This is a genomic window from Delftia sp. SD018 (genome assembly GCF_017355445.1).
GTDB classification, from domain to species: Bacteria; Pseudomonadota; Gammaproteobacteria; order Burkholderiales; family Burkholderiaceae_C; genus Comamonas; species Comamonas acidovorans.
The window spans coordinates 24,832-37,745 of record NZ_JADDRN010000014.1 but is presented as its reverse complement, the minus strand read 5'-3'; the positions used below and the strand labels follow the sequence as shown (position 1 = coordinate 37,745).

10 protein-coding genes are annotated in these 12,914 nt (G+C 68.0%); 2 read left to right on the top strand and 8 right to left on the bottom strand.

Features of this window, described 5'->3' with window-relative positions; all coding sequences use genetic code 11:
• Positions 1-7: 7 nt before the first annotated feature.
• From INR38_RS15265 to hemC, 3 genes are read right to left on the bottom strand one after another with little or no spacing between them, the layout of a single operon-like run.
• Entirely contained in the window at positions 8-1,150 is a 1,143-nt protein-coding gene (locus INR38_RS15265; protein ID WP_012204153.1) for a uroporphyrinogen-III C-methyltransferase, read from the bottom strand.
• A complete protein-coding gene (locus INR38_RS15260; protein ID WP_207442042.1) occupies positions 1,147-1,956 on the bottom strand; it encodes a uroporphyrinogen-III synthase in 810 nt (269 codons plus the stop codon). The genes INR38_RS15265 and INR38_RS15260 overlap by 4 nt, the downstream gene beginning before the upstream one ends.
• A 13-nt stretch (positions 1,957-1,969) precedes the next feature.
• Entirely contained in the window at positions 1,970-2,908 is a 939-nt protein-coding gene (gene hemC, locus INR38_RS15255) for a hydroxymethylbilane synthase (RefSeq protein WP_123692480.1), read from the bottom strand.
• Between the two features lie 112 nt (positions 2,909-3,020).
• Between hemC and ppc the strand changes: the two genes are divergently transcribed.
• Together ppc and INR38_RS15245 are read left to right on the top strand one after the other, a co-directional pair.
• Positions 3,021-5,870 (top strand): phosphoenolpyruvate carboxylase, encoded by a 2,850-nt coding sequence (ppc, locus tag INR38_RS15250; RefSeq protein WP_099734353.1) that lies wholly within the window; start codon positions 3,021-3,023, stop codon positions 5,868-5,870.
• Positions 5,871-5,972: 102 nt separating this feature from the next.
• A complete protein-coding gene (locus INR38_RS15245; RefSeq protein WP_202758082.1) occupies positions 5,973-8,081 on the top strand; it encodes an EAL domain-containing protein in 2,109 nt (702 codons plus the stop codon).
• Between the two features lie 51 nt (positions 8,082-8,132).
• Here the strand turns inward: INR38_RS15245 and flhC are convergent, their stop codons facing one another.
• The 5 genes from flhC to INR38_RS15220 form a co-directional block, all read right to left on the bottom strand.
• Positions 8,133-8,675, bottom strand: coding sequence for a flagellar transcriptional regulator FlhC (gene flhC, locus INR38_RS15240; protein WP_012204158.1), 543 nt, complete (start codon positions 8,673-8,675; stop codon positions 8,133-8,135).
• Between the two features lie 27 nt (positions 8,676-8,702).
• Complete coding sequence (gene flhD, locus INR38_RS15235; protein WP_012204159.1) at positions 8,703-9,029, bottom strand: flagellar transcriptional regulator FlhD; 327 nt, start codon at positions 9,027-9,029, stop codon at positions 8,703-8,705.
• A gap of 320 nt (positions 9,030-9,349) precedes the next feature.
• A complete protein-coding gene (locus INR38_RS15230) occupies positions 9,350-10,264 on the bottom strand; it encodes a sulfurtransferase (RefSeq protein ID WP_202758081.1) in 915 nt (304 codons plus the stop codon).
• 93 nt (positions 10,265-10,357) lie between these two features.
• Positions 10,358-11,263 carry a DMT family transporter gene (locus tag INR38_RS15225; protein WP_034391274.1) on the bottom strand — a complete coding sequence of 302 codons (906 nt, stop codon included), beginning with the start codon at positions 11,261-11,263 and terminating at the stop codon, positions 10,358-10,360.
• Positions 11,264-11,586: 323 nt separating this feature from the next.
• A complete protein-coding gene (locus INR38_RS15220; RefSeq protein WP_012204162.1) occupies positions 11,587-12,726 on the bottom strand; it encodes an aromatic ring-hydroxylating dioxygenase subunit alpha in 1,140 nt (379 codons plus the stop codon).
• Between the last annotated feature and the right edge of the window lie 188 nt (positions 12,727-12,914).

The window sequence follows — 12,914 nt, the reverse complement described above, 5'->3', positions numbered from 1 at the left end:
CGGCGGCTCAGCGGCCTGCGGCGGCCGTTGCCAGCGCCGCCAGGGTTTCCTGCAGCGCAGGCTGTTCGGTGGTGCGCAGATTGGCCTGGATCTGCTGCAACTGGGCCTGCACGATCTGGGTGCGGCGCGCGGCAGGATCGAAGTATTTGTTCACGGCCATGCCCGAGGCGGCCAGGTCGGCACGCGCCGCATCCCACTGGCGCGACAGCAGGGCCAGGCGCGAGTTCAGCAGCTTGAGCTTGAGGTTCTCGCGCAGGAAATAGGCCTGCTCGGGCGCCAGCAAGATGGCATCCGGGTGGTCGATGCGGCTGACGCGCAGCAGGTCCTGGGCCTCTTCGCGCACGGCCGTCCAGCCGCGCTCGCCCCAGGACTGCCACCAGCTCCACTCGGTGGGGCTGCCCTCGATGGGGGCGGGCTCGGGCTGGCGGGCCGCCTGGCCGGCCACGCCGCGATGGCGGCTGGCGCGTGGCTGGGCCACGGCGTTGAGCAGGGGCATCTCGTCGACCAGGCGCACCAGATCCTCGATACGGGTGAGCAGGCCGGCCGTGTCGGTCACGCTCATGCGGGCCAGCCGCTCCAGGTCGCGGTCCAGCGCCCGCATCACGGGAGCCAGACGGGGCTGTGCGGCGCGCTCTATGCGCTGGCGGGCGTTCTTGAGCGTGGCCACCAGCGGCTGCAGGCTGCCGGACAGCTCGGCCTGCTGCTGGGCCAGGCGGATGGAGGAATCTATGTCCACCACCAGGTTCTCGTCGCGCGAGCGCGACATGCTTTGCAGGAGTTCGTCGAGCTGCGTGCGCTGCAGCGACAGCTCGGCAATGCGCGCCTCCATGACCGAGGTGCGCGCCGCGCTGTCGCGGGCCAGGTCCTGGGCATCGCGCGCCAGGGTGCGGGCCTCGACCGACTGGGAGCCGGACTGCGCGGACTGGCGGGCCAATTGTTCCTGGATATTGCCCAGGCGCTGCCAGAGCATGCCGCAGGCAATGAGCGCCGCCACGGCCACGGCGCCCACGCCCAGGACCAGGGCAGAGGAGCCGCTGCGCAGGTCTGCAGCGGGGCTGCTTTGGGCGGAGCCGGCAGCGAATGCTGCGGCGGAGGCTGGTGGCGTCAGGTCCTGCGGGGTGGGGCGGTCTTGCGCTGCGTCGGAACTCATGGCGTCGATTCTATCGACGCAACCACGTCCTCCAGAGCCGGCCGACATTGCTTGACATATCCGAATCCCAGTTGTCTGGCCTGGGCGGCGATTCGCTCGTGCGTAGCAAGCGCTCGCGCCTTTTGCCACGATTGGCCCGGCAGGAGCTGTTGCAGGTTGGCAACGGATTCGGCGCTGCTGAGCAGCCAGAGCGAGCCATCGTCGGCCGCCTGGCGTGCCAGTGCCGTCTGGGCTGTATCCCAGGCAGGCAGTTCGCGCTGGTAGACCGCCAGCATTTCGACCTGGGCACCCGCTTCGCGCAGTCGGGCGGCCAGCCAATCGCGGCCTGCGCCTGCCGTGGCCGGCACGGTCCTGGGCGCTCCTGCCTGGCTGTCGCCGCGCACGATGAGCACGCGGTCGCCCGCATGGATCTGGTCATGCACGCGCCGCCATAGCGTTTCGGATTCGAACTGGGCGGCGTCCGGTGGCGGGCCGTCGATCTGTGCTGGCGCAATGCCCAGGGCCAGCAGCGCCTGGGCCGTGCCGGGGCCGGGCGTCCAGGCGCGGGTGGAGGCCGGAAGCTGTGCGGGGTCGGTGCCGAAGAAATGCTGGACGGCATTGCCGCTGACGAACATCACGGCGCGGTAGCCCGGGCCTTCGCGCAGCGCGTTGCGGGCGGCCTGCAAGGCCTGTTGCGTGGCCGCATCGCGGCAGGGGCCTATGGCCATCAGCGCCAGCGGCTGGGCCGGAAGGCCCCGGGCCTGCAGCGCATCCACCCACGCGGCTGCGTCATGGGCCGGGCGGGTGACGAGTATGCGCGGTGGCATGTGGGCGTGCCGTCTAGAGCTTGGGGGCCGGTTGGGCGCCCGCCGCCTGCAGCAGCGCAGCCACGTGCTGGCCCAGCGCGTCTGCGCTGGCGAAGTCGGTGACGGTGGCGTCGGCGTGCACCTGCACCAGCGGCAGCCGGCCTTGCGGGTCTCCCCAGGCTGCGTCCAGGCGCAGTTGCTGGCCGTCGAATGTGCCGTGCGCCGCCAGCGGCATGGAGCAGCTGCCGCCCATGCAGCGGCTGACGGCGCGCTCGGCGGTCACGGTCAGCCAGGTGGTCTGGTGGGCCAGCGGGGCCAGCGCGTCGATCAGGTCCTGGCGGTCGGCGCGCACCTCGATGCCCAGCGCGCCCTGGCCTGCGGCCGGCAGCATGCCGGTGGGCTCGAACCTGGCGCGGATGCGGTCGGCCAGGCCCAGGCGCATCAGGCCTGCGGCGGCCAGCACGATGGCGTCGTAGTGGCCTTCGTCCAGCTTGCGCAGGCGGGTGTTCACGTTGCCGCGCAGCGGCTCTATCTTCAGGTCGGGGCGCAGGGCCTGCAGCAGTGCCTGGCGGCGCAGGCTCGATGTGCCGACGACGGCGCCCTGCGGCAGCTCGGCCAGCGCGGTGTAGCGATTGGAGACAAAGGCGTCGCGCGGGTCTTCGCGCTCCATCACGCAGGCCAGCACAAAGCCTTCGGGCAGCTCCATGGGCACGTCCTTGAGCGAGTGCACGGCGATGTGGGCGCGTCCTTCTTCCAGCGCCACTTCCAGCTCCTTGACGAACAGGCCCTTGCCGCCCACCTTGGACAGCGTGCGGTCCAGGATCTGGTCGCCCTTGGTGGTCATGCCCAGCAATTCCACTTCATGCCCCCGGGCGCGCAGCAGCGCCTGGACATGCTCGGCCTGCCACAGTGCCAGCTGGCTCTCGCGCGTGGCGATCACGATGGAGTGGGGGAGAAGTGGTTTGGTGTTCATCAGGTGCCTCGGGGGGAGCGCGGGATGCTAGCATGCTGCGCCGCAGTAAACCCGGCACCAGGACCGAAGCCCAAGCAAACCGATACGCTGACCGATTCCAGGAGATTCGTTGATGGCCACCGCCCCCCGCAAGAGCAATGCGCGAGATGACAGGCGTGATGACAAGCCTGTCCGCAAGACGGACAAGGACCTGCCGCTGATCGAGGACATACGCCTGCTGGGGCGCATTCTGGGCGATGTGATCCGCGAGCAGGAAGGCGTGGCGGCCTTCGAGCTGATCGAGCAGGTGCGCCAGCTGTCGGTGACCTTCCGCCGCGATGCCGACGAGACCGCCGACCGCGCGCTCAAGCGCCTGCTCAAGGGCCTGACGACGGACCAGACGGTGAGCGTGATCCGCGCCTTCACCTATTTCAGCCATCTGGCCAACCTGGCCGAGGACCGCCACCACATCCGCCGCCGCGCCGTGCACGAGCGCGCGGGCAACACCCAGGAAGGCAGCATCGAAGTGGCGCTGGCGCGCCTGCGCTGGGCCGGCATCTCGGCCGGTACCGTGGCGCAGACGCTGGCCAAGAGCTATGTGGCACCCGTGCTCACGGCCCACCCCACGGAAGTGCAGCGCCAGAGCATTCTGGTGGCCGAGCGCGACATCTCCCAACTGCTGGCCGCGCGCGAGGACATCGTGGCCCGCGCCCAGCTGTACAACAGCGCCAAGGACGCGCTCACCCCGCGCGAGCTGGAACGCAACGAGGCCCAGCTGCGCGCCCGTGTCAGCCAGCTGTGGCAGACGCGCCTGCTGCGCTACTCCAAGCTCACCGTGGCCGACGAGATCGAAAACGCGCTGTCCTACTACGAAGCCACCTTCCTGCGCGAGATCCCCAAGCTGTATGCGCAACTGGAGCAGGAGCTGGGCAACACCCTTCCCGTGCACAGCTTCCTGCGCATGGGCCACTGGATCGGCGGCGACCGTGACGGCAACCCCAATGTCACGGCCCAGAGCCTGGAGCTGGCGCTGTCGCGCCAGGCCGACGTGGCCCTGCGCCACTATCTGCGCGAGGTGCACTACCTGGGCGGCGAGCTGTCGCTGTCCCAGCGCCTGGCCGATGTCACGCCCGAGATGCAGGCGCTGGCAGAGCGCTCGCCCGACACCAACGAGCACCGCTCCGACGAGCCCTACCGCCGCGCGCTCACCGGCATCTACGCGCGTCTGGCCGCCACGCTCAAGGGCCTGACCGGCGGCGAGGCTGCGCGCCATGCCGTGGCGCCGCAGAACGCCTATGCCTCGCCCGAGGAGTTCCTGGCCGACCTGCGCGTCATCGATGATTCCCTGAGCCGCAACCACGGCGAGGTGCTGGCGCCCCAGCGCCTGCGCCCGCTGATGCGCGCCGTGCAGGTCTTCGGCTTCCACCTGGCCACGGTGGACCTGCGCCAAAGCTCGGACAAGCATGAGGAAGTGGTGGCCGAGCTGCTGGCTGCCGCGCGCCTGGAGCCCGACTACTCGGGCCTGCAGGAAGACGCCAAGTGCGCCTTGCTGGTGCGCCTGCTGGAAGAGGCGCGGCCGCTGCGCGTGGTGGGCGCCGACTATTCCGAGCATGCGCGCGGCGAACTGGCCATCTTCGAGACCGCGCGCCGCCTGCGCGCGGCCCTGGGCGCCGAGGCCATACGCCACTGCATCATCAGCCACACCGAATCGGTCAGCGACCTGCTGGAAGTGCTGCTGCTGCAAAAGGAGGCCGGGCTGCTGCGCGGCACGCTGGACGACGGCGCCATCTGCGATGTGATCGTCGTGCCGCTGTTCGAGACCATTGGCGACCTGCGCAGCGCCTCGCCCATCATGCGCCGCTACTTCCAGCTGCCCGGCGTGGCGGCCATGGTGCAGCGCAGCGGCGGCGAGCAGGACATCATGCTGGGCTACAGCGACAGCAACAAGGACGGCGGCATCTTCACCAGCAACTGGGAGCTGTACCGCGCCGAGATCTCTCTGGTCGAGCTGTTCGACGAGCTGGCCGACAGCCATGGCATCAGCCTGCGCATGTTCCATGGCCGCGGCGGCACGGTGGGCCGGGGCGGCGGCCCCAGCTACCAGGCCATCCTGGCCCAGCCCCCGGGCACGGTGCGCGGCCAGATCCGCCTGACCGAGCAGGGCGAGGTCATCGCCTCCAAGTACGCCAACCCCGAGATCGGCCGGCGCAATCTGGAGACCCTGGTGGCCGCCACGCTGGAGGCCACGCTGCTGCAGCCGACCAAGCCGGCCACACGCGCCTTCCTGGATGCGGCGGCCTTCCTGTCCGACGCCAGCATGGGCGCCTACCGCGCCCTGGTGTACGAGACCCCCGGCTTCACCAGCTACTTCTTCAGCAGCACGCCCATCCGCGAGATTGCCGAGCTGAACATCGGCTCGCGCCCGGCGTCGCGCAAGCCCTCGCAGAAGATCGAGGACCTGCGCGCCATTCCCTGGGGCTTCAGCTGGGGCCAGTGCCGGCTCACGCTGCCGGGCTGGTACGGCTTTGGCGCCGCGGTCAAGGCCTTCATCGACCAGCCGGGCAAGGATGGCAAGGCCCAGCTGGCCCTGCTGCAGAAGATGTACCGCCAGTGGCCGTTCTTCCGTACCCTGCTGTCCAACATGGACATGGTGCTGGCCAAGAGCGACCTGAACCTGGCCTCGCGCTATGCCGACCTGGTGCCGGACGCGCGCCTGCGCCGCCGTATCTTCAGCGCCATCGAGGCCGAGTGGCACAGCACCGTCGATGCGCTGGCGCGCATCACGGGCGACAAGCAGCGCCTGGCCCACAACGAAGCGCTGGCGCGCTCCATCCGCCATCGCTTCCCCTACATCGATCCGCTGCACCATCTGCAGGTGGAGCTGGTGCGCCGCTGGCGCGCTGGCCAGACCGATGAGCGCATCAAGACCGGCATCCACCTGTCCATCAACGGCATCGCGGCCGGGGTGCGCAACACGGGCTGATCCTGCTCTCTGCAGGCCGCAACAGCCCTTTGCGGCCGGCGTTGTACGATGTGCTCCGGACAGGAGCGCCTGACTTCTGCCGGGAAGAAAAGGGTGGGAGCCATGGGCAACAAGAGGTCACGGGCCGGCTTTCCGGACGTGCAACTGTTCCTGACACAGCGCCTGGCCAGGCTGGCCGGTGCCAACTCCATGCGGGCCATACGCGAGGGTCTGCTCTGGCTGGTTCCCTGTCTGCTGGTCTCGGCCCTGTTCCTCATCCTGTCGGCGCTGGCGCAGATGTCCGGCCAGCCCGAACCCGTGGTGCGGGTGCTTGCGGGCCTGCACGCGGAGATCGGCAGCATCCTGCCGCTGCTGGTGGCCGCGTCCATCGGCTACATGCTCTCCATACGCCACCGGCTGCCGCGCCTGCCGGTGACCTTTCTGTGCTTCGCGCATGTGCAGATGGCCATTTATCTGCTGAGCGAGCATCCGCGCGCGGCGGCCACCCTGGTGCTGTTCATCTCCATCGCCTCCCCCCTGATCACCGTGCCCCTGATGGCGCGCCTGAGCCGGCTGCGCTGGACGCGCATCGCGCGCACCGGCTTCGTGAGCGAGAACGTGCGCGAGGTCATGAACCTCGTCGTTCCCGGCGCCCTTGTCGCCGTGCTGCTCGTGCTGCTGCTGCTGGGCCTGCAACAGGTGCTGCCGGATATCACGCGGGCCGAACTGCCGCTGGCCATCGCGGGCCCAGAGAACCCCTACCGCAGCGGGCTGACGCTGGCACTGCTCAATTCCGTGCTCTGGTTCTTCGGCGTCCAGGGCTACTACGCCATGCAGCCCTTCTTCCAGGTGCTGGACCAGGCGGTGGTGGCCAATGCCGCCGCCATGGCGCAGGGGCTGCAGGCGCCCTGGGCGCTCAGCGGCGGGCTGATGGGCTCCTTCGTCTTCATCGGCGGCTCCGGCGCAACGCTGTCGCTGGCGCTGGCCGTGCTGCTGTTTTGCCGGGGGCGGGGCCTGCGCGTGCTGGCGCTGGCGGCGCTGCCCATCTCCTTGCTCAACGTCAACGAGATCCTGCTGTTCGGGCTGCCGATCATCCTGAACCTGCGCCTGCTCGTGCCGTTTCTCGCGGTACCCGCCATCAACCTGGTCGTGGCCGTCACGGTGGTGCAGGCCGGCTGGGTAGCACCGGCCTCCATGGTGCTGCCGCTGACTGCGCCCGTGGTCTTCAATGCCTATGTGAGCACGGGCGGGGACATGGCGGCCGTGGTGCTGCAACTGGCATTGACGGCCCTGGGCGCGCTGATCTATGCGCCCTACGTGCGGGCCATCGACCGGCTGGGCCAGGACGACGGTGCCATCGTGCTGCACGCGCTGGACACCACGTTCTCGCGCCTGCCCGAAGAGGCCGGCCTGATCGTGCGCGATCCGCTGGTGCAGGCGCATCAGGCGCAGGCCCGGCGCGAGACCATGCTGGCGCATATCCGTCGCATCAGCGAGTACGAGTTCCACCTGGAATTCCAGCCCCAGGTCTCGCACCGCAGCGGCCTGTGCCTGGGCTGCGAGGCCCTGCTGCGCGCGCGGGACGCGCAGGGCCGCTTGCAGCAGCCCGGCAGTTTCCTGCGCTGGCTGGCCGATGCGGGGCTGATGCGCGAGGTGGACCTGTGGGTGGCGGGCGCTGCCGTGCGCCAGAGCCGGCACTGGCGCCAGGAGGGCTTTGCCATGCCGATCAGCATCAATGTGTCGGGTGCCACGTTGACCTCGCCCGAGCACTGCTCGCGCCTGATGCTGCTGCTGGCCCAGGCCAGGGGGCAGGTCGGCGTGGAGATCACGGAGGAAGAAATGGTGGGCGACGTGGAGGCGATCCGCCGCGCCATAGGGCAGATCCATGCGCTGGGCGCCAAGGTGTCCATCGATGACTTCGGCACCGGCTTCTCGTCCATGAGCTACCTGCACCAGTTCGATGTGGATGCCATCAAGATCGACCGCAGCTTCGTCGTGGCCAGCGGCCATGCCAAGGGCGAGCTGGTGCTGGACGGCCTGCTGCGCTTTTGCGAGGCGCTGCAACTGAACGTGGTGGCCGAGGGCGTGGAGACCGAGGCGCAGTTGCAGTCCCTGGGCTTCGAGGGCGATCTGCTGGTGCAGGGCTGGTACTTCAGCCGCGCCCTGCCGGGCGAGAAACTGCCGCAGTTCGCCAGGGACTGCGCCGCCAGGGCAGGCGGCGGGACGGTCTAGAGTTCTGGATTCCTGTGGCGGCATCGCGGGTGCGATGCGCAGTGCAGATCGTCAGTGCAGCATCAGCGAGCCGGCGCTCTTGCTCTTGCCGGCGCGTGCGGGCGGATTGCACAGGCCGCACTGGTAGTGGCGCTCGTTCTCGTAGGGCTCGGTCACGAACTGGCCCTTGCACACCGTGCACTGGGTGCGGGTCAGCATCTGCGCGTCGACGAACTTCACCAGGCGCCATGCGCGGGTGAAGGACAGCAGCGCTTCCAGCTCGGCGGCCTGGATCTGCTCGGTATAGAGACGGTAGGCCTTGGTCAGTTGTTCAACGGCATCCAGCTCGGCGCCCTTGGACAGGTATTCGTAGATATTCAGGAACAGCGAACTGTGGATGTTCTCCTGCCAGGTCAGGAACCAGTCGGTCGAGAACGGCAGCTGGCCCTTGGAAGGCGACTTGCCGGCGATCTCCTTGTACAGGCGGATCAGGCGCTCGTAGGACAGCGTGGTCTCGGATTCGAGCACCTGCATGCGTGCACCCATCTCGATGAGCATGGCGGCACGCTCGATCTGCTTGGACTCGTTCAGGACACTTTTGGCGGGGGTGGACATGGCGGGCTCCAGAGTTCTTCAGGCGGATCAGAGGACTTCGGAGACGCGGCTAGCCATCAGGATGTTGGCGTGCAGCGTGTTGGTCGCACCGTTGCCGATCTTGTTGCTGCTGTGGTTGGTCAGCAAGCTCCAGACCATTTCGTCGTCCACCCGGAAGCTGGCGAGCAAGGTGTTGCGCGAGGCCAGCTTCAGCACCTGGGCTGCCGACAGTGCGGCCAGCAGGTCGCACGATTCTTCGTTCAGTCCCAGGCGGAACACCGCTTCGGCCTTGTCCTGGCGGATCAGGGTCTGGGCCAGCATCAGGTAAGTGAGGTTGGCTTCGCGGATTTCGGCAAGCAGCTGTTCATTGTTCATAGGACCATCCTTTGCATCTCGGCAGCCGCAACGCCCGGGTAGAAACAAGATGTTCAACCTGTTGCGATCTGTTGAGATGGATTGTGGAGGAGGGCCCTTCGCCGTTGAAGTCGGGGCAGGTCTGCGCCGGATGTCTGGTTGTGAGACGGCGTTTGTAAGATTTACCTTACACCTGTAGCAAGGTTTGGATGACTCGATTTCGCTCTGGCCCCGCCTTCTGGGGGCTTGGGAGCAGGCCGCTGCAGTGGTGTTGTTGCATGTCGGCCTTTTGACACAGTGCTGTCATTGTGCAGCCTCCCCAAGGGGAGGCATAAGCCGAATTAGCCGCGCTCCACCGGCCTCTTCGGGTCACTGCACCACTCGCTCCAGCTGCCCGCGAACAGCCTTGCAGGCGGCAGTCCCGCAATGCGCATGGCCAGCAGGTTGGGCAGCGCGCTCACGCCGCTGCCGCACTGGTGCACCACGCTGGAAGGATCGCGGCCTGCCAGCAGCTGGTCGAACTCCGCACGCAGCAGGGCGGCAGGCTTGAAGCGGCCGTCGGCGGCGATGTTCTCGGTGAAGGGCCGGTTGAGCGCGCCCGGGATGTGGCCGGCCACAGGGTCCAGCGGCTCGACCTCCCCGCGGTAGCGGGCCGGGGCGCGTGCATCGACCACGGTCTGGCCTGCGCTGCCCAGTGCATCGAGCACCTGCTGCGCCGTTGCCAGTTGCTGCAGCGGCTCGCGCAGCTCGAAGTTGGACTGGAAGCGCGCGCTTTCCTCGCCCGATGCCACGGGCTGGCCTGCGGCCTGCCAGGCCTGGAGACCTCCGTCGAGCACGGCCACATCGCCATGGCCGGCCCATTGCAGCATCCACCACAGGCGCCCGCAGTAGTTGGCGCCGTTGCGGTCATAGACCACGGCCTGCATGTCGTTGGAAAAACCGATGCTGGACAGCCACACGGCAAAGCGTTCGCGGTTGGGCAGCGGGTGGCGGCCGCCCGAGGCGGCCTGCTCGCTGGCCGCCACGCTGCCATGGGCGCCGGGCACGCCGTGTTTTGCGCTGAGGTCATGGTCCAGATCGGCGAAGACTGCGCCTGGAACATGGGCCTGCAGGTACTGGGCCTTGCCGGCCGCAGGCTGGGCCAGGTCGAAGCTGCAGTCGAAGACCATCAGCGGACGGCCGCTGGCCTGCAGCGCGGCCAGCTCCTGGACGGAGATCAGGGTCTGGTGGGTCTGGTAGGTGGTGTTGGAAGTCATGGATGCGGAACTCCGAAGGCCTGTGCAGGCGGTGGTGCGCCTGCGGCAAAAGATCCGATCCATTATGCGACGGCCCCAGGCGGGCCGGCGGCGTCAGCCGCGCGAACGCAGGGCCGTGGCCAGGGCCCCGCTGGCCACGATCAGGCCAATGCCGGCCCAGCCGATCAGCGGCACGCTTTCGCCGAACATCGCCAGGCTCAGCAGGGCCGCGAAGACGATGCCCGAATACTGCAGGTTGGCCACGACCAGGGTGTTGCGGCTGTTGCTGGCCGAGGCGTAGGCCGCCGTCATGCAGACCTGGGCCACGGCGGCCAGCACGCCCACGGGCAGCAGCCACAACGCGCGCCAGCCCGGCCAGGCGGACACGCCCGTGAAGCACATGGCCAGGGCGCCGGCCACGGCCGAGCCCAGTGCGAAGTAGAAGACCACGCGCGCCTCGGGTTCGCCCATGCGCGACAGCGTGGCCACCTGCATATAGGCCATGGCGGCGAACACCCCGCCGATCAGGCCGCCCGCGCTGGCCACGAATTCCTGCGGCGCCGCGCTGGGGCGCAGCACCAGGATCACGCCCACGAAGCCCAGGGCCACGGTGGCGACCAGGCTCCAGGGAAACGGCGGCAGCGCGCGCAGTGCATGCGATTCGGGCTGGCGGCGCAGCTGGTGGCGCAGCAGCAGGCCCTGGCCGATCAGAAAGACCGCCATCCAGATGCTGCTCATGGAGTTGAACGTGGCCGCCGTGGCCAGCGGCAGATGGCCGATGGAGTAGAACCAGGCGCCCATGGACGTCACGCCCACGAAGCTGCGCCAGGCATGCTCGCGCGGGTAGCGCGTGGCCAGCGAGATGCCCTGGTGGCGCGCCAGCCACCACAGCGCCACCATGCTGACCAGCCCGCGGTAGAAGACGATTTCCGCCGCGTTGAAATCCTGGGAGGCGAACTTCACACACACACTCATGACCGCAAAGACGAATGCGGCCGCCACCATCCACAGGGCTTGCATATAAATGACCGGATAGAGCCGCACAAGGACTGCGGCGCTGGACGAGAAAAGGGTTGGGTTTTGTTTTTGGCGCATGCCGCCTGGCTGCGTACGGCCCAGGGCCGTGGCAGGGACACGCGCAAGGAACTGTATTGCATAAGCCAAGACATTGGACTTGCCTCGGGATGCATTGCCGCCGTCAGCCCTGCCCATTGGGCACATCAGGGCGCTTGCATTCAGAGGAGCTGGGCAGCAGGCCTGCCGCTCAATGCAGACGGCCCGATGCAGACGGCCCAATGCAGACGGCCCGCACGAATGCGGGCCGTCGGGAGAGCCGGAGCAGATCAGCGTGCGGGGACTGCGTCACCCATCACGCCGCGATACCACTCATGGAAGTGCTGCATGCCGTCTTCCATGGGGCTCTGGTAGGGGCCGACCTCGTTGTCGCCGCGCTCGTACAGCGCCCTGCGGCCGGCGTCCATGCGCTCGCCGATCTCGTCGTCCTCGATGCAGGTCTCCATGTAGGCGGCCTTTTGCGCCTGCACGAATTCGGGCTCGAAGGCCGCGATCTCCTCGGGGTAGTAGAACTCGACCACGTTCAGTGTCCGGTCCACCGCCAGCGGGTGCAGGGTCGAGACCGTGAGCACGTGCGGATACCACTCCACCATGATGTGCGGGTAGTAGGTCAGCCAGATCGCGCCGCGTTCGGGCAGCTCGCCGTTGCGGTAGGCCAGCAGCACGTCGTGCCACTTCCTGTAGGTGTCCGAGCCGGGCTGGGCAAAGCCGGGCGCCACGCCCACGGTCTGCACCGAGTACTCCTTGGCAAACTCCCACTGCAGGTCGTCGCAGGTCACGAAGTTGCCCAGGCCCGGGTGGAAGGGACCCACGTGGTAGTCCTCGAGGTAGACCTCGATGAAGGTCTTCCAGTTGTAGTTGCACTCGTGCATCTCGACATGGTCGAGCACGAAGCCCTCGAAGCTCAGCTGCTCGCGCAGCTTCATGCCGGCCAGGTCGGACTCGATGTCGCGGCCGTTGTCCTCGAACAGCAAGCCGTTCCACTCGCGCAGCCGGTAGTTGTTCAGGTTCAGGCAGGGATCGTGGCTGAAGTGCGGTGCACCCAGCAGCTCGCCGCTGGTGCTGTAGGTCCAGCGGTGCAGCGGGCAGACGATGTTGCCCCCCGCATGGCCCTTGCCTTCGGTCATCAGATTGCCCCGGCCCTTGAGCATCACGGCCTGGCGGTGGCGGCAGACGTTGGAGATCAACTCCACCTGCCCCCTGGCATTGCGCACCAGAGCGCGGCCTTCCTTTTCCTGGGGCAGGGCGTAGTAGTCGCCTATCTCGGGAACGGCCAGTTGGTGGCCCACGTAGCGCGGGCCGCGTTGAAAGATGGTCTCCAACTCGCGCTGGAACAACGCAGGGTCGAAGTAACTGGAAACTGGTAGTTGGCTTGCGGCCTGCTGCAGTTGAAGACTTAAATCAGACATGGGTGACCTGACCTAAAGACTCCCCACAGGGAGGGTGCGCGTGCGCACGGGATTGGAAAAAGCAAAACCGGCCGTTCCTGGACATGGAGGCAGGCTTCACGACGTGAAAAGAAGCGGCGCCCGAGGCGCTGTCTCTTGTCGATGAGCCCGACCGTATGCCCAGGCAAGGGGCCGGTTTGACGGGGAAT